General features: G+C 67.1%; 17 protein-coding genes and 1 riboswitch. Of the genes, 1 reads left to right on the top strand and 16 read right to left on the bottom strand.

What is annotated here, in order from left to right:
• Nucleotides 1–48: 48 nt before the first annotated feature.
• The 11 genes from ACCQ13_RS02855 to ACCQ13_RS02805 all read right to left on the bottom strand — a co-directional run bounded on the left by ACCQ13_RS02855 (nt 49) and on the right by ACCQ13_RS02805 (nt 12,535).
• Nucleotides 49–765 (bottom strand): response regulator, encoded by a 717-nt coding sequence (locus ACCQ13_RS02855; protein WP_104602331.1) that lies wholly within the window; start codon nt 763–765, stop codon nt 49–51.
• Nucleotides 755–3,415 (bottom strand): DUF4118 domain-containing protein, encoded by a 2,661-nt coding sequence (locus ACCQ13_RS02850; protein ID WP_104602330.1) that lies wholly within the window; start codon nt 3,413–3,415, stop codon nt 755–757. The genes ACCQ13_RS02855 and ACCQ13_RS02850 overlap by 11 nt, the downstream gene beginning before the upstream one ends.
• Before the next feature lie 56 nt (nt 3,416–3,471).
• On the bottom strand, nt 3,472–4,101 hold the full coding sequence (gene kdpC, locus ACCQ13_RS02845) for a potassium-transporting ATPase subunit KdpC (RefSeq protein WP_104602375.1): 630 nt from the start codon (nt 4,099–4,101) through the stop codon (nt 3,472–3,474).
• A gap of 30 nt (nt 4,102–4,131) precedes the next feature.
• Nucleotides 4,132–6,180, bottom strand: coding sequence for a potassium-transporting ATPase subunit KdpB (kdpB, locus tag ACCQ13_RS02840; protein ID WP_104602329.1), 2,049 nt, complete (start codon nt 6,178–6,180; stop codon nt 4,132–4,134).
• Between the two features lie 9 nt (nt 6,181–6,189).
• Entirely contained in the window at nt 6,190–7,977 is a 1,788-nt protein-coding gene (gene kdpA / locus ACCQ13_RS02835) for a potassium-transporting ATPase subunit KdpA (protein ID WP_372372338.1), read from the bottom strand.
• A gap of 15 nt (nt 7,978–7,992) precedes the next feature.
• Nucleotides 7,993–8,085: a potassium-transporting ATPase subunit F gene (locus ACCQ13_RS02830; RefSeq protein ID WP_006452907.1), complete on the bottom strand. Its 93-nt coding sequence runs from the start codon at nt 8,083–8,085 to the stop codon at nt 7,993–7,995.
• Between the two features lie 461 nt (nt 8,086–8,546).
• Complete coding sequence (thiL, locus tag ACCQ13_RS02825; RefSeq protein ID WP_159406606.1) at nt 8,547–9,521, bottom strand: thiamine-phosphate kinase; 975 nt, start codon at nt 9,519–9,521, stop codon at nt 8,547–8,549.
• Nucleotides 9,522–9,636: 115 nt separating this feature from the next.
• Nucleotides 9,637–10,116, bottom strand: coding sequence for a transcription antitermination factor NusB (gene nusB / locus ACCQ13_RS02820; protein ID WP_104602326.1), 480 nt, complete (start codon nt 10,114–10,116; stop codon nt 9,637–9,639).
• On the bottom strand, nt 10,113–10,577 hold the full coding sequence (gene ribH, locus ACCQ13_RS02815) for a 6,7-dimethyl-8-ribityllumazine synthase (protein WP_104602325.1): 465 nt from the start codon (nt 10,575–10,577) through the stop codon (nt 10,113–10,115). Before ribH ends, nusB begins: the two co-directional genes overlap by 4 nt.
• A 219-nt stretch (nt 10,578–10,796) precedes the next feature.
• On the bottom strand, nt 10,797–11,936 hold the full coding sequence (ribB, locus tag ACCQ13_RS02810; RefSeq protein ID WP_104602324.1) for a 3,4-dihydroxy-2-butanone-4-phosphate synthase: 1,140 nt from the start codon (nt 11,934–11,936) through the stop codon (nt 10,797–10,799).
• Nucleotides 11,933–12,535 carry a riboflavin synthase gene (locus ACCQ13_RS02805; RefSeq protein WP_104602323.1) on the bottom strand — a complete coding sequence of 201 codons (603 nt, stop codon included), beginning with the start codon at nt 12,533–12,535 and terminating at the stop codon, nt 11,933–11,935. The genes ribB and ACCQ13_RS02805 overlap by 4 nt, the downstream gene beginning before the upstream one ends.
• 167 nt (nt 12,536–12,702) lie before the next feature.
• Nucleotides 12,703–12,873, bottom strand: a riboswitch (FMN riboswitch).
• Nucleotides 12,874–13,093: 220 nt separating this feature from the next.
• On the opposite strand from ACCQ13_RS02805, the gene ACCQ13_RS02800 reads away from it, so the two are divergent.
• Nucleotides 13,094–13,717, top strand: a complete 624-nt coding sequence (locus ACCQ13_RS02800) for a hypothetical protein (RefSeq protein WP_104602322.1) — start codon at nt 13,094–13,096, stop codon at nt 13,715–13,717.
• Between the two features lie 87 nt (nt 13,718–13,804).
• Here ACCQ13_RS02800 and ribD read toward each other — a convergent pair whose 3' ends face one another.
• From ribD to ACCQ13_RS02775, 5 genes are all read right to left on the bottom strand, one after another.
• Entirely contained in the window at nt 13,805–14,869 is a 1,065-nt protein-coding gene (gene ribD / locus ACCQ13_RS02795) for a bifunctional diaminohydroxyphosphoribosylaminopyrimidine deaminase/5-amino-6-(5-phosphoribosylamino)uracil reductase RibD (RefSeq protein ID WP_104602374.1), read from the bottom strand.
• 41 nt (nt 14,870–14,910) lie between these two features.
• Nucleotides 14,911–15,396, bottom strand: coding sequence for a GNAT family N-acetyltransferase (locus ACCQ13_RS02790; RefSeq protein ID WP_159407920.1), 486 nt, complete (start codon nt 15,394–15,396; stop codon nt 14,911–14,913).
• Nucleotides 15,393–15,917: a transcriptional regulator NrdR gene (nrdR, locus tag ACCQ13_RS02785; protein ID WP_104602320.1), complete on the bottom strand. Its 525-nt coding sequence runs from the start codon at nt 15,915–15,917 to the stop codon at nt 15,393–15,395. Before nrdR ends, ACCQ13_RS02790 begins: the two co-directional genes overlap by 4 nt.
• A gap of 94 nt (nt 15,918–16,011) precedes the next feature.
• Nucleotides 16,012–17,265, bottom strand: coding sequence for a serine hydroxymethyltransferase (glyA, locus tag ACCQ13_RS02780; RefSeq protein WP_104602319.1), 1,254 nt, complete (start codon nt 17,263–17,265; stop codon nt 16,012–16,014).
• Between the two features lie 187 nt (nt 17,266–17,452).
• Entirely contained in the window at nt 17,453–17,965 is a 513-nt protein-coding gene (locus ACCQ13_RS02775) for an RcnB family protein (protein WP_104602373.1), read from the bottom strand.
• Between the last annotated feature and the right edge of the window lie 105 nt (nt 17,966–18,070).

Below are 18,070 nucleotides of genomic sequence, written 5' to 3'. Positions count from 1 at the left end.
CGCGCGTATCGCCGCAGGCTGATTCCTGCGTGCCATCCACGCCTGCGCTCAGCGCGCCACACCGATAAACCGCAGCCCCACGCCCGGTTCGGTGACGATGTAGTGCGGGTCGGCGGCATCGTCGTGCAGTTTCTGGCGCAGCTTGCCGACCAGGATGCGCAGGTAATGGGTGTCGTCTTCGTGGGTGGGGCCCCACACTTCGCGCAGCAGTTGCGGCTGGGTGACCACCCGGCCGGCGTGCTTGAGCAGCAGCGCGAGCAAGGCGTATTCCTTGCGGCTCAGCGGCACCGCTTCACCATTGAGGCTGACTTCGCGCAAGCCCAGATGGATATGCAGGCGGCCGTCGTCGAACACGCTTTCTTCCACCGTGCTGCCGGCACCGGACTGGCGCAGCAATGCGCGGATGCGCGCCATCAATTCCTGCACGCCGAACGGCTTGGTCACGTAGTCGTTGGCACCGGCGTCCAGCGCGGCGACCTTTTCGGTTTCGCCCGCGCGCACGGTCAGCATGATGATCGGCACGCTGGACCACTGGCGGATCTCGCGCAGCACCTCGTGGCCGTCGCGATCGGGCAGTCCGAGATCCAGCACCACCAGTTCGGCGCCCTGCCCGGCCAGCGTGGCCAGGCCTTCTTCGGCGGTGCCGGCCTGCAGCACGCGGTAGCCCTGGGCGCGCAGGCTGATGTCGAGAAAACGGCGGATCTGCGGCTCATCGTCGATGATGAGGACACGGGCGGGGGGGATGGCAGTGGCGTCAGTCGGCATCAGGGCGGGGTGGCGCGGCAGGAACGAGCAACGGCAGCGTAATGCGAATCGTGGTGCCCTGACCATGCGCACCGGCCAATGCCTCCACGCTGCCGCCGTGCGCGCCGATCATGCCCTGGCAGATGGTCAGGCCCAGGCCGGTGCCGTGGCGGCCGCGGTCGCCGCGCTCCACGCTGTAGAACATGTCGAAGATGCGTGCACGCTCGTCTTCGGGAATGCCCGGCCCCTGGTCGCCGATGTCAATCTGCAGGGCACCGCTGCGCAGTTGCGCCTGCACGGTGACGGGCATGCCTGGCGGCGAAAATTTCGCCGCATTTTCCAGCACGTTGAAGATGGCCTGCTCCACCAGCGCCGGGTGCACCCAGATCGCCGGCAGATCGGTGGCCAGCTCCAGTTGCAGGCGCACCTCAGGCTGGTAGCGCTGCAGGCGGCGGGTGGCCGAGCCGATCAATTCGTCCACGCCGATCCAGTCGCGATTCAAGGTCAGCCCGGTGTGGCCGAGCCGGGTCATGTCCAACAGGTTCTGGATGTAGCGGTCCAACCGTTCGCCTTCGAGCTGGATGGTGTCCAGCAGCGCGTGGCGATCCTGCGTGTCCATCGCATCGCCATAGCTGGCCAGGCTGCTGGCCGAGCCGATCATCGAGGCCAGCGGCGAACGCAAGTCGTGCGAGACCGACGACAGCAGCGCCGAGCGCAGGCGCTCGGTTTCGCCGCTGACGCGCGCGCCTTCCAGGTCGGCGACCAGGCGCGTGCGCAGCGCGGCTTGACCGATGTCTTCCACCATCGCTTCGGCCAGCCGACGCTGCTCCAGCCCCGGCCGCTGCACGCCCTGGCGCAGGCGCAGCGCGGCCACGCCGAGGGTGCCGCGCTCATGGCGTACCGGCAGGCACCACCATTGCGCGCCGGCCAGGGTGTCGGTGAAGCGCCCGGCCGGCTGGCCGTGGCGCTGGGTCCAGTCGGCAGCGCTGCGATCCAGTGCACCCAGGCTGGCCGGCGCCTCGCTTTCGCGCTGTTCCAGCCGCAACCACACCTCGGCGTCCAGTGCGGTAGTCAGCGCACGCCGCCCGGCCTCCAGCACCTGCCCCAGGTCGGCGGCGGTGCTGAGCTGGCGGCCCAGCGCCTGCAATGCATTGGCGTGCGCATTGGCCGCGCGCAGCGCCAGCACCTGGCTGCGCAGGCGCGAAGCCAGCCGCCCGGCCACCAGCGCGGCGAGCAGAAACAGGCACACCGTGACCACGCCCTGGCGGGCGCTGATGTGCAGGGTGAAACGCGGTTCGATGAAGAAGAAGTTGTAGGCGACAAAACTCAGCAGCGCCGCGATCACCGCTGCGGCCATGCGCGTGCGCGAGGCGACCAGCACCACCGCGACGATGAACACCATCGACAGATCGTCGATATCGGTCCAGCGTTGCAGCAGCCAGGCCACGCCGACCGCACCGGCGGCCGCGATCGCCGCAAACGCCAGGTCGTAGCGTTGCAACCAATTGCGCGGATTACGCCAGCGTTGGCGTGCGCGTGCGCGCGCGTCGGCGGAGCTGACGATGACCAGTTCGTAATGCGCGCCTCGCTGCAACAACTGCTGGGTCAGCGTGCGATTGAACATGCGCGCCAGCGGGCGTTCGCGCGTGCGCCCCAGCAACAGCGTGGACACACCATTCTGCGAGGCGTAATCCAGCAGGGCCTCGGCCACGTTGGCGCCGTGCAGCAGCGCGGTATCGCCGCCAAGCCGGCGCGTGAGCGCGAAGGCGCGGTCGATCTCCAGCTGCCAGTCGGCATCGGTGACGGTGCGTGTCTGTACCGTCACCACCGTCCACGGCGCATCGCGGCGTTCGGACAGGCGCCGCGCCACCCGCACCAGATATTCCGAACTACCGCGCCCATCGATGGCCACCACCACGCGGCGACGCAACGCGGCCGTGCCGGGTAGCCCGCGCGCGGCCTGGGTGTCGCGCAGATCGCTGTCGACGCGGTCGGCGGCGGTCTGCATCGCCAGCTCGCGCAAGGCGGTGAGATTGGACGGCGAAAAAAACGCCTGCAGCGCCTGGGTGGCCTGTTCGGGCAGATACACCTTGCCCTGCTGCAGGCGCTCGATCAGTTCGCGCGGCGGCAGGTCCACCAGCACGATGTCGCGCAGGCGGTCGAAGACCGCGTCGGGCACGGTTTCGGACACGCGTACGCCGGTGATGCGCAGCACGATGTCGTTGAGGCTTTCCAGGTGCTGGATGTTGACCGTGGTGTAGACATCGATGCCGGCATCGAGCAATTCCACGATGTCCTGCCAGCGTCGCTCATGCCGGCTGCCGGGCACGTTGCGGTGGGCCAGCTCATCGATCAACGCCAGCTGCGGTTTGCGCGCCAGCAATGCATCCAGATCGAGCTCTTCCAGTACCCGACCCTGGTAGTTCACGCGCATGCGCGGCAGCAGCGGCAGACCCTCCAGCAGCGCAGCGGTTTCGCTGCGCCCATGGGTTTCCACCACCCCGGCCACCACGTCCATGCCCTGCCGCAGACGCTCGCGCGCCCGCGACAGCATGGCGTAGGTCTTGCCCACGCCCGGCGCAGCACCCAGGAAGACCGTGAGCCGCCCGCCGTGTTCGCGTTGCAGTTCGCCGATCAGTGCGTCGGCTTGTTGGGTGCGGGCGTCGGACATTCGGGAATCGGGAATCGGGAATCGGGAATCGAAGAGCTTATCGCGGCCCGGCAATGCTAGCGCTGTTGCGTTGCCCCATTCCCGACTCTCGATTCTCCATTCCCAGCTTCATCCAAAGCCAGATTCAGCGCCAGCACATTCACTCGTGGCTGCCCAAGCAGGCCGAACTGGGGTTGCTCGGTGGTGGCCTGCAGGAGTGAGGCGACGCGTTGTTCCGGCCAGCCGCGGGCGGCGGCGATGCGGCGGACCTGTACCTGTGCGCCGGCCGGACTCAGGTGCGGGTCCAGGCCGCTGCCAGACTGGGTCAGCAACTCGCCGGGCACCGCGTCCGGGGCGATGCCGTCGCGTGCGGCGACTTCTGCTCGGGTGGTGGCAATGCGCGCCTGCAGGTCCGGATTGGAACGCGCCTGGTTGCTGCCGGAGGCGGCGGTGGGATCGTACTTGGCCGCCGACGGGCGCGGCTGGAAGTAACGCGCATCCGTGAAGGGCTGCGCCACCAGCGCCGAGCCCACCACATGCGCTTGCGAGCGCACCAGCGAGCCCTGCGCCTGCGCCGGGAACAGCGCGCCGGTGATGCCGGTGGCCACCAGCGAATACGCCAGGCCCAGGCCGAGCAGCGTGAACGCGGCAAGGCCAATGGAGGCGCGCAGGACGCCATCGTCGCGCAATGGCAGGGAGATAGACACGGCAGTGCTCTTGGAAGAAGTGGTCATGACTCAGGCTCCCAGGGTGGCGGCCAGCGCCAGGTCGATCAACTTGATGGCCACGAACGGCAGCAACACGCCGCCCAGGCCGTAGATCAGCATGTTCCGGCGCAACAGCGCGGTGGCGCTGGAAGGACGAAAACGCACGCCGCGTAGCGCCAGCGGAATCAATGCCGGAATAATCAAGGCATTGAAGATCAGCGCCGCCAGCACCGCATGCCGCGGGCTGGAAAGCTGCATCACGTTGAGCGCGGTCATCGACGGAATCGCCGCGGCAAACAGCGCCGGCAAAATCGCGAAGTACTTCGACACGTCATTGGCCAGCGAGAAGGTGGTCAATGCGCCGCGGGTAATCAGCTGCTGCTTGCCCACTTCGACCACCGCCAGCAGTTTGGCCGGATCCGAATCCAGATCGACCATGTTGCCGGCCTCCTTGGCCGCCTGCGTGCCGGAGTTCATTGCCAGGCCAACGTCGGCCTGCGCGAGCGCCGGTGCGTCATTGGTGCCGTCGCCAACCATCGCCACCAGCCGCCCGCCGGTCTGCTCGGCACGGATGCGTGCCAGCTTGTCTTCCGGGCGTGCCTGCGCGATGTAGTCGTCCACGCCGGCTTCGGCGGCAATTGCGGCGGCGGTGAGCGGGTTGTCGCCGGTAATCATCACCGTCTTGATGCCCATCGCCCGCAGTTGCGCGAACTTTTCCTTGATGCCCTGCTTGACCACGTCGCTCAGTTCGACCACGCCCAGCACGTGCCGGCCTTCGGCCACCACCAGCGGCGTGGCGCCGCCGCGTGCGACTTCCTCGATGCGGCCCTGCAGTTCCGGCGACACCGTGGCGCCCTGCGCCTGCACATACGCCACGATCGCATCGCCGGCACCCTTGCGGATGCTGCGACCGCCCAGATCCACGCCGGACATGCGGGTCTGCGCGCTGAAGGCGATGAAGTGCGCGCCATCCGGCTCCACGCCCACCGCACCCTGCTGGCGCGCCAGCTTGACGATGGACTTGCCTTCCGGCGTGGGGTCGGCCAGCGAGGCCAGCATGGCCGCATCACGCAGTTGAGCCCGGTCGATGCCGGCCAGCGGATGGAACACGGTGGCCTGGCGGTCGCCGTAGGTGATGGTGCCGGTCTTGTCGAGCAGCAGCACGTCCACGTCGCCGGCCACTTCCACGGCCTTGCCGGACTTGGCCAGCACATTGGCCGACAGCGCACGGTTCATACCGGCAATACCGATCGCCGGCAGCAGGCCACCGATGGTGGTGGGAATCAGGCACACCAGCAGGGCGATCAGCAGCAACGGATCCAGCGTGACGCCGACAAAGCCCGCAATCGCCGGCAGCGAAGCCACCACGATCAGAAAGGTCAACGTCATCGCCGCCAGCAACAGGGTCAAGGCGATTTCGTTGGGCGTCTTCTGCCGGTTGGCGCCTTCCACCAGCGCGATCATGCGGTCCAGGAAGCTGTGGCCGGGCTCGGCCGTCACCTTGAACACGATCTCGTCGGACAGCACCCGCGTGCCGCCTATCACGCCGCTGCGGTCGGTGCCGGCTTCGCGCAGCACCGGTGCCGATTCGCCGGTCACCGCCGCTTCGTTGATGGTGGCAAGACCGCGCACGATCTCACCATCGGCCGGGACGAATTCGCCCTCGGACACCATCACGTAGTCGCCGGGGCGCAGCTCGGCCGCCGGCACCCGCGTTTCGCGGCCGCCCAATGCGGTTTCCACACGCCGCGCCACCAGGTCCTTGCGTGCACGGCGCAGTGATGCCGCCTGGCCACGGCCACGCGCTTCGGCGATGGCTTCGGCGAAATTGCCGAACAGCACCGTCACGAACAGGATCGCAGTCACCGCCCAGCCAAAGCCGGCATGGCCATGCCCGCTGGCGGTAATGACCGCCGACAGCAGCGTACCGCCCATCACCACCGCCATCACCGGGCTGCGGATCAGATGCCGTGGCGACAACTTGACGAAAGCCGCACGCATCGCCGAGGCCAGCACCGCCGCATCGAACAGCGCGATGTCACCGCGCTCGCGTTTTTCCATTGTATTGATCGTAGACATTGCTCAGTCTCAGGACGCCGCCAGGGCGAGATGTTCAGCGATGGGGCCCAGCACCAGTGCCGGCATGAACTGCAGCACGGTCAGCACGAGCACGATCGCCATCAGGGTCAACGCAAAGGTGGGCGTTTCGACATGCAGGCTGCCGGCCGATTCGGGCGCGCGCCGCTTCACCGCCATACGCGCGGCCACCATCAACGGCAGGATCAACGCCGGGTAACGGCCCAGAACCAGCACCAGCGAGCAACTCAGGTTCCACCAGTACGTGGCATCGCCCAGCCCTTCGAATCCCGAACCGTTGTTGGCGAACGCCGAGGTGTACTCGTAGAACACCTGGCTGATGCCATGGAAGCCGGGATTGGAGTTGGCCGTGACCGCAGGCACCGCCAAGGCCACCGCAGTGAAGCCCAGGATCACCAGCGGCTGCAACAGGATCAGCAACGCCAGCAGTTGTACTTCCCGCGCTTCGATCTTGCGGCCGAACAGCTCCGGCGTACGCCCGGTCATCAGGCCGGCCAGGAACACGCTCAGCAACAGATACACCACGAACTGCTGCAGGCCGCAGCCGATACCGCCCCAGATGGCATTGATGAGCATGTTCACCAGGGTGACCAGGCCGCTCAACGGCGCCAGTGAGTCGTGCATCGCATTGACCGACCCGTTGGAGGTCTGCGTGGTCAACGCCGCCCACAGCGCCGAGGCATCGGCACCAATGCGTACTTCCTTGCCTTCCATCAAAGCCGGCGAGGCGACACTGCCCGCATGCGATTCGGACCACAGCAGCAGCCCCGTACTGGCGGCCGACAGTGTCAGCATGGTGCCGAATACCAAGGCGGTGAGCCGCTTGCGTCCGGTCAGATAGCCGACCATGAACACCACGCTCATCGGCAGCAGGACGATCGCCAGGGTTTCGAGAAAATTGCTCAACGGCGTGGGGTTTTCCAGCGCCACGCTGCTGTTGGGACCATACCAGCCACCACCATTGGTACCGAGCTGCTTGACCGCCACCATGGCCGCCACCGGGCCTACCGGGATGGTCTGCTTGGCCATGCCGGCGCGGCTGTCCAGCGGCGTGGCGGTAGTGGCGCCCTGGAAGGTGGACGGCACGCCCTGCCAGCCCAGTAGCACGGTCCACAGCAGGCACAGCGGCAGCAACACGCGCACGCTGGCCCGGATGACATCGGCCCAGTAATTACCGACGTCCGCTTCGGGCAGCGCCTCTGCGCGGGAAACCGACGGCTGACGACCCTGGCGCGCCAGCGCCTTTGCATCGCCGAGCCCGGCCGTGGTTGCCTGGCCGCTGGTCTCCGATGCCACCCCAGCGGCTCGCCCACCGAACAACGCACGCAGCGTCGCCACCGCGAGCGCCAGGCCCATCATCGGCGTCACCACCTGCAGACCGACGATGCCGGTCATCTGCGACAGGTACGACAGCTGAGCCTGGCCCGAGTAGTGCTGTTGGTCGGTGTTGGTGACGAAGGACACCATGGTGTGCAGCGCGGTATCCCACCGCATGTTGACAATGCCATCCGGGTTGAACGGCAGCCACGCCTGGGTCATGAACACCCCCCAGGTCAGCAGGCCGACCACCAGATTGCTGACCAGGAACGCCACGGCGTACCCACGCCAGGACATGCCCTGCTGCGGACGGGTGCCGAGCAAGGCGTACAACGGCCGCTCGATCAGCCCGAACACGCCATCGCCCCGCATGGGGGCACCACGCATCACCGCCGCCAGATACCGGCCTGCGGGCCACGCCAGCACGATGGCCAGCGCGTAAACAAGAAAGGTCTCAGTCATTGCAGCGCACTCGCATCAAAAGTCTTCGGGTCGCAATACCACGTACAGCAGGTACGCAGCGGCAACGAGTACGGCCACGCCGCACAGCAGGGACAACCAGGCAGGCATGTCGTTTACTCCCCGGAACGCGCGCAACGGCGCGAAAAAGTGAGACGGCCCGCGCATTCAGGCAGCCGGGGCATGACAACAGGGCAAGGCGCTGCCGCACCGCGCGCGCAGCGCCGGTGGAGCAGACTGGTCAAGGGATGCATCGGGATCGTCCACGGCGGAACCGCTCCGCCAACTCGCGCAGTGTCTTCCCGTGCTGCGTAAAGTCGCTAGGACCTGCCGTGGGCAGTGCGTAAATTCTGCATAAAAGCCGCTCGACGGCGGATTAGCCGCTGCACCCGAAGGGCGGATGCGGGCAGCCGTCGTGCGCGGATGCAAGATCGGCCCGACGTCAAACCAGGCGCTACCGCCTCAGCTGCAGCGCACCCAGTGATTCGCTCTGCGGCACCGTCTCAACACAGCGCTCCAACGCACCGCGACCCACCGCAGCATCCACGCTGCACACGCGCCCACCCCACGTATCAGCCGACGAAATGCTGATACCCGCGCTGGGCTGGCTGCCAGGGCTTGCCATCGGCGTCGTGCACCACCACGCCTGATGCGGCCACGATCCGGCCGATGCGCGTGGCGGTCACGCCGGCCATCGCCATCGCCTGCGTCACGGCATCGCGCTGCGGCGGGGCGGCGGTGAAGCACAGCTCGTAATCGTCGCCGCCGCCAAGCTGCCAGCCGAGACAGGCCAGCGCATCGATGCCATCGCTGTGCAACATGGGCGGCAGCGTTGAAGAAAGTATCTGAGCGCCCACGCCGCTGCGCTCGCACAGGTGGCCCAGGTCGGCCAGCAGGCCATCGGACACATCCACGCAGGCATGCGCAAGCCCACGCAGACGCAAACCGGCCTGCACGCGCGGCTGCGGGCGCAGCAGACGGCCACGCCAGGTTTCATGCAATGGATCGGCTGCTACCTGGGTGACATCCAGCCGACCGGCCTGCCACAGCGACAATGCCGCGGCGGCCTCGCCCGGCGCCCCCGTGATCCACACGTCATCGCCCACGCGCGCGCCATCGCGACGCAACGCCGCGCCCGGCGGCACGCTGCCGATGGCGGTCACCGCGCACGACAACGGCCCGCGCGTGGTGTCGCCACCGACCAATGCAATGTCATGTGCATCGGCCAGCGCAAAGAAGCCATCGGCAAACCCGTCCACCCAGGCCAGATCGTCGCTGGGCAGCGACAGCGACAAGGTACACCAGCGCGGCTGCGCGCCCATCGCGGCCAGATCGGAGAGATTCACCGCCAGCGTCTTCCAGCCCACATCGGCGGCCAGCGTCTCACGCGGAAAATGCACCCCGGCATTGAGCGTATCGGCGGTAATCGCCAACTGCTCGCCGGCCGGCGGCTGCACCAGCGCCGCATCGTCGCCGATGCCCAACGGCACATCGGCGCGCGCGGCAATACGGGCGCGCAGACGGGCGATCAGATCGAATTCGGGCATGGTGACGGGAATGGGGAATCGGGAATGGGGAATCGCAACTGCATCGGGACATCGCGGAAACGCAGGCTTTTACGATTCCCGATTCTCCATTCCCGATTCCCGATTCCCGCGGCGCTCAGGCGCCGCTGACGCCCGACTCGACCTTGCGCCACTCCACCGCAGCGCGATCCAGCACGCCGTTGACATAGGTGTGGCCGTGTTCGGAGCCGAAGCGCTTGGCGGTTTCGATCGCTTCGTTGATGACCACGCGGTACGGCACGTCCTGCCGGTACAGCAGCTCATAGGCGGCCAGGCGCAGCACCGCGCGCTCGATCGCATCGACCTCTTCCACGCCACGGTCCAGGTACGGCGCCAGCGCGGTGTCCAGTTCGGCGCGGTTGGCAATCACGCCATCGACCAGACTTTCGAAGTACGCCAGATCGGCCACTTCGTGCGCCTGCTCATGCGCGAACTGGGCGATCACCTGCTTGGCGAATCCGCCGGAAATCTGCCAGGCATACACCGCCTGCAGGGCGCGGCGGCGCGCACGCGAGCGCAGCACCGGGTCGATGCCGTCGCGACGGCCGTGGCGGGCATGTCCACCGGACTTGCTCATGGCAACAACTCCATCAGGTTCACCAGTTCCAGCGCGGCCAGCGCGCATTCCTCGCCCTTGTTGCCGTGGCTGCCGCCGGCACGCGCCTCGGCATCTTCCACGCGCTCGACCGCCAGCACGCCGTTGAGCACCGGCACGCCGGTCTGCAACTGCACGCTCATCAGGCCTTCGGCGCACAGGTCGGCCACGTGTTCGTAATGGCGCGTATCGCCACGGATCACGCAGCCCAGCGCAATGATCGCGCCATGCTGGCCGGATTGCGCCACGCGGTTGGCGGCGATCGGGATTTCCCAGGCGCCGGGCACGCGGATCACGTCGATGGCGTCCTCGCCAATGCCGTTGCCGGCCAGGCTCTGGCGCGCGCCGGCAACCAGGACGTCGGTGATGCGGGCGTTCCAGCGGCTGGCGATGATCGCAAAGCGCGTGGTGGTGGGGCGAAGATCGCCTTCGTAGTGGGTCATGCGGGTCGGCAACTCGAGGGGGCGGGAAGTTTAACAGCTGCCGGGGTCAGCCCCGACGGGCAGCGGCGCAGCACGGCCTGCCCAAGCAGGCCCGGCCTGAGTGCCAGATGTGGCCACGCCGTGGATAACCACGACCGGCCGATGGCCGGGAATGCAGGGTGGCCGGCGTGAGGGCTCCAGGACTGCGCCAGGGTCAGGCCCTGGCGCAGCAAGCGTTGCTTACGGCACCGCCTCGGGCGGTACCGAGCGCATGCCTTCGCCCGGATGGCATTCCAGGTACTCCACCACTTCCAGCCCGAAGCCGGCCAGGCCGACCTGACGGCGCGGCGTCCCCAGCACGCGCAGCTTGCCCAGGCCCAGTTCGGCCAGGATCTGCGCACCGGCGCCGTTGCGCCGCCACTGGCTCACGTCCTTGGCGTTGGCAGCGGCCTCCGGCTGCTGGCGCAAGCGTGCCAGCAACGATTCGCTGTCGCGCGGGGCCGACAGCACCACCATCACGCCCTGCCCTTCGGCGGCGATGGCACGCAAGGCGTCGGTAGCGGCCACGCCGAAATCCTCGCGCTGCCAGTGCAGCAGGTCGGCCAGCGGGTTCTCCACCTGCACCCGCACCAGCGTGGGCGTGTGCGGATCGGCCGTGCCGCGCACCAGGGCGAAATGCAGGTCGTGGGCGATGCGGTCGCGGTAGGTCACCAGCTGGAACGGCCCGAACTCGGTGGTGATCGCGCGCGCATCCAAGCGCTCGACGGTGTGCTCGTTGGCCAACCGGTAGGCGATCAGGTCGGCGATCGAGCCCATCTTCAGCCCATGCTCGCGCGCGAACACTTCCAGCTGCGGGCGGCGCGCCATGCTGCCGTCGGGGTTGAGCACTTCCACCAGCACGCCGGCCGGCTCCAGCCCGGCCAGCATCGGCAGGTCGCTGGCCGCTTCGGTGTGGCCGGCACGGGTCAACACGCCGCCGGGCTGGGAAATCAGCGGAAAGATGTGCCCCGGCTGGCTCAGATCCTGCGGCTTGGCATCCGGACGCACCGCGGTGCGCACGGTGTGTGCGCGGTCGTAGGCGGAGATGCCGGTGGTCACGCCTTCGGCCGCTTCGATGCTGACGGTGAAGTTGGTCTGGAACTGCGCGGTGTTGTTGCGCACCATCGGCGCCAGCCCCAGTTGCGCGCAGCGTTCGCGCGTCAGCGACAGGCACACCAGGCCACGCGCATGGGTGACCATGAAGTTGATGTCCGACGGCTTGACCAGCTCGGCGGCCATGATGAGATCGCCTTCGTTTTCGCGGTCTTCGTCATCGACGATCACCACCATGCGCCCGGCACGCAATTCTTCGATCAGCTCGGGAACCGGTGCGAAGTTCATGCCGCACCCCGCGTACCAAGCAGGCGTTCGACATAACGCGCCACCAGGTCGATTTCCAGATTCACCGCCGCGCCCACCGCAGTGGCGGAAAACGCCGTGTTGGCCACGGTATGCGGGATCAGCGCGACCTCGAAGCCGGCATCGTCCACCGCGTTGACGGTGAGGCTGACGCCATCGACGCAGATCGACCCCTTCTTGGCGACATACCGCAGCACCTCGGGCGATGCGGCAAAGCGCCAGCGCTGCGCGCGGGCGTCGCCGTGTACCGATTGCACCTGCCCCAGGCCATCGACATGCCCGCTGACCAGATGGCCGCCCAGCCGGTCGGTGGGACGCAGTGCGCGTTCGAGATTCAGCACCGCGCCTTCGGGCAGCGCGCCCAGCGTGGTCAGCGACAGGGTTTCGGTAGACGCATCGGCCTGGAAGCTGGTGGCATCGAACGCGATCACGGTCAGGCACACGCCATTGACCGCGATGCTCTCGCCCAGTTGCACGGCGTCGAACGGCAGGCTGCCGGTCGCGAAGGTGAAACGCACATCGCCGCCCTGCGGCTGGCGCGCGACCAGGCGGCCGACGCCTTCGATGATTCCGGTGAACATCAGCGCGCCCCCATCTGCAGCAAGCGCTGCGCGGACGTGGGGCGGTGGAAGGGTGCAGTAAAGCGCAACAGGTGATGCAAAGACATCGTCGTTTCTCGCAGGAGTTGAGCGAAAAACGCCACCAGGCAAAGCAAACAGGCGCGCGCGCAGCCGCAGGGCTGCACGTTGGCCGTCTTCTTTCATCCGGACTATACCGTCGGCTCCGGCATCGGACCGGATCTGCTGACCTTGGCCATCATGCCCTCACAGGGGCGGATCGACGGCCAAGCGCTCGCGGGCTCGCACGCTTGCGCGTGCCTACCGCCGGTGGGGAATCGCACCCCGCCCTGAAGACGTTCGTAAGTGCCGGCAAACCGGCAGGCCAAGTCTACCAGCGCTGCAGCAGCGCCATGCCTGCCCAGGAGGGCATGCCTGACAGAACGCTGTGTCATGTCGGGAAATCCCCCATAGCCAGCATTGTGAAGGTTCTGTTAAGTTACGCGCCGCGACGGGAGACGTCGCCCACTCGTCCCGCCTTCGAGATGAAGACACGGACATCCAATTCGGAGAGACCACTCAATGCGTACCACCTTGATCCTGGCCGCCCTGCTGGCCGCCGCGCCGTTTGCGGCATCTGCTGAAGGCCTGAGCTACAGCTACGTCGAAGGCGGCTGGAACCGCACCCACATCAGTGTCGATCAGGATTCCGACGAGATCGACGGCGGCTACATCCGTGGCTCCTGGCAGATTGCCCAGCCGGTCTACCTGCTGGCTGGCTACACCCGCGCCAGCAAGGATTACAACCTCGGCGGCGGCTTTGTCATCGAAGGCACCCTGCAGCAGGCCAACCTTGGGATCGGGTACCGCCAGGAAATGACCGAGCGCGTCGAATTCACTGCCGACATCAGCGTGCTGCGCACCAAGGTCGATTCCGACCTGCGCCTGCGCGGCCGTTCGATCGACAACGCGTCCGACGCCACCAACCTGGGCTTCGGCAACCTGGGCCTGCGCGGCAAGCCCTCGCCGCGCACCGAAGCCTGGGTCAAGGCTGGCTACATCGATGGCAGCGATGTGGACAAAGGCGAGTTCGTCGGCACCTTGGGTGGCCAGGTCAACTTCACCCGTACCTGGGGCCTGGTGGCCGAAGCGCAGTTCATCAACGACGCCAACCAGTACAAGGTTGGCGTGCGCGCAAGCTTCTGATCGTTGCGTCTCGGCGATGACAAGGGGCCCCGCGCGTGCGGGGCCTTTTTGTTTTCGGCGCTTGCAAGCCAAGCCATGACGCGACACCTAGCCGATAGGCATTGGCGTATAACGCAGGCGCACATCCTGCCCCACCTGACGCACATCGAGCAATTGCAGCTGCTGACGCTGCGCCAGCGTTTCGATCTGCAAACCTGCCAACAACGGTCTTGCGGTATCGCCCAGCAACACCGGCGCCAGGTAGACCAAGAGTTCATCGACCAGCCCGGCCTGCAGTAGCGCGCCGCTTAGGGTGGCGCCGGCCTCCGCATGCACCTCGTTGATGCCGCGCCCGGCAAGCATGGCCAGTACGGCCTCCAGATCAAGACGGCCGTCGTGCAGTGGCACCCCGACGAATTCGGCACCGTCGAGCGCTGGCGGCATCACCGCTTCGCCATGCACATACAGCGTCGGCGCATCGCCCTGGCGGATGGTGCTGCAGGCAAGCGTCCGCAGGCCGGCATCCAGGACGACCCGCAGTGGCGGGACGACCGCCGTCTCGTCGCCTAACCGCACCGTCATCGATGGATCGTCGGCCAGCACCGTGCCGGCGCCGGTCAGGATCGCGCCGGCGCGTGCGCGCCAGCGCTGCACGTCGGCACGCGCGTCGCTCCCGGTGATCCATTTGGACTGGCCACTGGCCAGCGCGGTGCGGCCATCCAGGCTGGCGCCCAGCTTGACCCGCAACCACGGCCTGCCCCGCTCCACCCGCGACAGGAACCCGCGATTGAGTGCGCGCGCCTGCGTCTGCAGCACGCCACTGACCACGGCGACCCCCGCTTCGCGCAGCAGCGCAAAGCCGCCGCCGTTGACCTGCGGAAATGGGTCGGCCATCGCGGCCACCACGCGTGCCACGCCGGCCTCGATCAAGGCCAAGGCGCAGGGTGGCGTGCGTCCGTAATGCGCGCACGGCTCCAGGGTGACATAGGCGGTGGCCCCACGCGCCTGTTCGCCGGCAGCGCGCAGTGCGAACACTTCGGCGTGCGGGCCACCGGCACGTTGATGGAAACCTTCGCCCACACAGACGCCATCGCGCACGATCACGCAACCCACCATCGGGTTCGGCCGCGTGGTGTAGGCGCCACGTTCGGCCAGGCGCAGGGCGTTCGCCATCCAGCGGTGGTCGGCGGCGCTGGCGAGGTAGAGGGTGTCAGTCACGGGGGCGTCGTCTCCGGCACGATGCACATCACCACGATCTGCATCGGCCCTAGTAAAAGCGCGGTGTGCGTCTGCCAGCCCAGGCGTCGATAGAACGGTACCAGGACCGGCTGGCAATACAGATACAGCAGAGGGATGCGCAACCCTGCAGCGGCCCGCACGCAGTGCGCCACCAAGGCCTTGCCGATGCCCTGCCCGCGTGCGGCCGGCTGTACGTACAACGACGCCAGCCAGGGCGACCATTGCCCGAGACCGGCGTCATCGCTGTCCAGCAGGCTCACCGAGCCCAGCCAGTGCGAGCGGGCATGCGCAACCCAGGTCGTGGGAATGCGGTCGTCGCGGGTGTGGCTGCGCAGTTCGTCCAACGCTTCGTCCAAGGTCCAGTCGGGCGACAATGCCCCGAACGCCTGCAAGTGCGCCCGGGCAATGGCCGGCAGATGCTCCGGCGTTTCCGCCACGCAGGCGATGCGCATTGCGCTCAGCGCTTGCCGGGTTTGCCGGCACGTTCCAGCGCCGCTTCCAGCAACGGCAGCTGCTCGCTGCCAACCGGAAGTTCGCGTTCGAGCTTTTCGATTTCCTCGCGAAAATCGGCCACGTCCTGAAAACTGCGGTAGACCGACGCAAAACGCACATAGCCCACATGATCGAGCTTGCGCAGCTCGACCATCACGTATTCGCCCACCCGCAGCGAGCCCACTTCGCGTTCGCCGGACATGCGCAGCTGGTGCACCACCGCACGCACCGCCGCTTCGATCTGCTCTTCGGCGACGGCACGCTTCTGCAGCGCGCGGTCGAAGCTGGTACGCAGCTTGCGCGCATCGAAGGCCTCGCGCCCGCCGTCGCTCTTGACCACGGTCGGCAACTTCAGCTCGATCGTTTCCAGGGTACTGAAACGCTCACCGCACGCCTCGCACTCGCGGCGCCGACGAATCGTCGTTCCGTCTTCGGACACGCGCGAATCGATCACGCGGGTGTCGTTGTGCTGGCAGAAGGGGCAGTGCATCAGACGTCCGGGAATAGGGAGAGGGGAATGGGGAATCGGAACAGCAGAGCTATTGCAGCGTTGCTTTTACCATTCCCGATTCCCGATTCCCGCATCAGCCATACACCGGAAATTGCTTGCACTGCGCGGTGACCGCGTCGCGCACCTTGGCCAGCACGGCTTCGTCGCTCGGGGCGTCCAGCACGTCGGCGATCCAGTTGGCCAGGTCGATGCTGTCCTGTTCCTTGTAGCCACGCGTGGTGATGGCCGGGGTGCCCAGCCGCAGGCCGGAGGTGACGAACGGCGAGCGCGGGTCGTTGGGCACCGCATTCTTGTTGACGGTGATGTGGGCCTTGCCGAGCGCGGCTTCGGCATCCTTGCCGGAGACGTCGCGACCGATCATGTCCACCAGCATCAGGTGATTTTCGGTGCCACCGGAGACGATCTTGTAGCCGCGTGCGATCAGCGTGTTGGCCATGGCCTGGGCGTTCTTCACCACCTGCTGCTGGTAGGTCTTGAACGCCGGCTCCAGCGCTTCCTTGAACGCCACTGCCTTGGCCGCAATCACATGCATCAGCGGGCCGCCCTGGATGCCGGGGAACACGATCGACTGCAGCTTCTTCTGCAGCTCTTCGCTCGCCCCCTTAGCGACGATGATGCCGCCACGCGGGCCGCGCAGGGTCTTGTGGGTGGTCGAGGTGACCACATGCGCATGCTCCATCGGGCTGGGATACACCCCAGCGGCCACCAGGCCGGCGACGTGGGCCATGTCCACGAACAGATACGCACCGACGCTGTCGGCAATGGCGCGGAAGCGCGCCCAGTCGATCTTCTGCGAGTAGGCAGAGAAACCGGCCACCACCATCTTCGGCTGGTGCTCGGTGGCGAGACGCTGCACTTCGTCGTAGTCGATCAGGCCCTGCGCGTTGACGCCGTATTGCACCGCGTTGAACAGCTTGCCGGACACATTGACCTTGGCGCCGTGGGTCAGGTGGCCGCCATGGGCCAGGCTCATGCCCAGGATGGTGTCGCCGGGCTGCAGCAGCGCCAGATACACCGCCTGGTTGGCCTGCGAGCCGCTGTGCGGCTGCACGTTGGCATAGTCAGCGCCAAACACCTGCTTGATACGGTCGATTGCCAGCTGCTCGGCAATGTCCACGTACTCGCAGCCGCCGTAGTAGCGCTTGCCGGGGTAGCCTTCGGCGTACTTGTTGGTCAGCTGGCTGCCCTGCGCTTCCATCACCAGCGGGCTGCAATAGTTTTCGCTGGCGATCAGCTCGACATGATCCTCCTGGCGGCCAGCTTCAGCGGCGATGGCCTTGGCCAGTTCGGGGTCGTAGGTTTCCAGTCGGACGTCGCGCGAGAACATGCAAAGCTCCGGGGCAGCTGCAGCCAGTAGGGCCGCCGATTGTAAGCCCCTGCCGCACGGGTGACCAATCGCGCGGATCACCTGGGCGGTGCGCTTGCGCGGCAGACATGGCAAAGGCGCACCCGAAGGTGCGCCTTGTGTGATGACCGGCGCGATTGCCCGGTCGCGGCCAGGCGCTGGCGCCGGGTCAGTGGTTGAGCACCAGGTCGGCAATGATGCCGGTGGCGATGGCCACCATCAGCAGATTGCCGCGGTCATCGCGCTGCCAGCGGTAGCCGTACGGCGGGCGACGCAGGTCGTAGCGGTCGTAATCGTTGATGACGTAGACCGGGCCGTGATAGCGCTGGCCGCGGGCCCAGTACGGACGCGGCGGCGGGCCGGCGCGGTAATAGGCCGGACGGTCGTAGACATACACCCGGTTGCCGTAGCGGCGATCCTGGTAGCGCGCGTCACGATAGCCCTCGCGGTATCCGCTGTTGTAGTGGCGACGGTCATCGCGCCACTCGCGGCGGTCGGCCCGGCGATCATCGCGCCATTCACGACGATCGGCCCGGCGGTCATCACGCCAGTCGCGCCAGTCGCGGTCAGGGCCGCGCCGATCACGGTCGCGGTCCCAGTCCCCGGCAACAGCGGCCGGAGCTACGGAACCCAGCAGCAGGATGGAGGAAAGCACGGCGGTAACAATGCGTTTGCGGTTCATGACCAGCTGCTGTTCGCGATGTCGCAATTTCATTAAGACGCTGCCCGCCTTAATGCATTCTTTCTGGAATCGGTTACGAAAATCCCTATTCAGGTCATAGGTAGG

This window comes from Xanthomonas sp. NCPPB 1638 (assembly GCF_041475635.2).
Classification (GTDB): Bacteria; Pseudomonadota; Gammaproteobacteria; order Xanthomonadales; family Xanthomonadaceae; genus Xanthomonas; species Xanthomonas cucurbitae.
The sequence above is the reverse complement of the archived record's forward strand: the minus strand, read 5'-3'. Positions and strand labels throughout refer to the sequence as shown.

Excerpts from the sequence above, each read along its gene's own strand:
- ACCQ13_RS02855 (WP_104602331.1), bottom strand. The coding sequence starts at position 765 with ATGCCGACTGACGCCACTGCCATCCCCCCCGCCCGTGTCCTCATCATC.
- ACCQ13_RS02850 (WP_104602330.1), bottom strand. The coding sequence starts at position 3,415 with ATGTCCGACGCCCGCACCCAACAAGCCGACGCACTGATCGGCGAACTG.
- kdpB (WP_104602329.1), bottom strand. The coding sequence starts at position 6,180 with ATGTCTACGATCAATACAATGGAAAAACGCGAGCGCGGTGACATCGCG.
- kdpA (WP_372372338.1), bottom strand. The coding sequence starts at position 7,977 with ATGACTGAGACCTTTCTTGTTTACGCGCTGGCCATCGTGCTGGCGTGG.
- ACCQ13_RS02830 (WP_006452907.1), bottom strand. The coding sequence starts at position 8,085 with ATGCCTGCCTGGTTGTCCCTGCTGTGCGGCGTGGCCGTACTCGTTGCC.
- thiL (WP_159406606.1), bottom strand. The coding sequence starts at position 9,521 with ATGCCCGAATTCGATCTGATCGCCCGTCTGCGCGCCCGTATTGCCGCG.
- nusB (WP_104602326.1), bottom strand. The coding sequence starts at position 10,116 with ATGAGCAAGTCCGGTGGACATGCCCGCCACGGCCGTCGCGACGGCATC.
- ribH (WP_104602325.1), bottom strand. The coding sequence starts at position 10,577 with ATGACCCACTACGAAGGCGATCTTCGCCCCACCACCACGCGCTTTGCG.
- ribB (WP_104602324.1), bottom strand. The coding sequence starts at position 11,936 with ATGAACTTCGCACCGGTTCCCGAGCTGATCGAAGAATTGCGTGCCGGG.
- ACCQ13_RS02805 (WP_104602323.1), bottom strand. The coding sequence starts at position 12,535 with ATGTTCACCGGAATCATCGAAGGCGTCGGCCGCCTGGTCGCGCGCCAG.
- ACCQ13_RS02800 (WP_104602322.1), top strand. The coding sequence starts at position 13,094 with ATGCGTACCACCTTGATCCTGGCCGCCCTGCTGGCCGCCGCGCCGTTT.
- ribD (WP_104602374.1), bottom strand. The coding sequence starts at position 14,869 with ATGGCGAACGCCCTGCGCCTGGCCGAACGTGGCGCCTACACCACGCGG.
- nrdR (WP_104602320.1), bottom strand. The coding sequence starts at position 15,917 with ATGCACTGCCCCTTCTGCCAGCACAACGACACCCGCGTGATCGATTCG.
- glyA (WP_104602319.1), bottom strand. The coding sequence starts at position 17,265 with ATGTTCTCGCGCGACGTCCGACTGGAAACCTACGACCCCGAACTGGCC.
- ACCQ13_RS02775 (WP_104602373.1), bottom strand. The coding sequence starts at position 17,965 with ATGAACCGCAAACGCATTGTTACCGCCGTGCTTTCCTCCATCCTGCTG.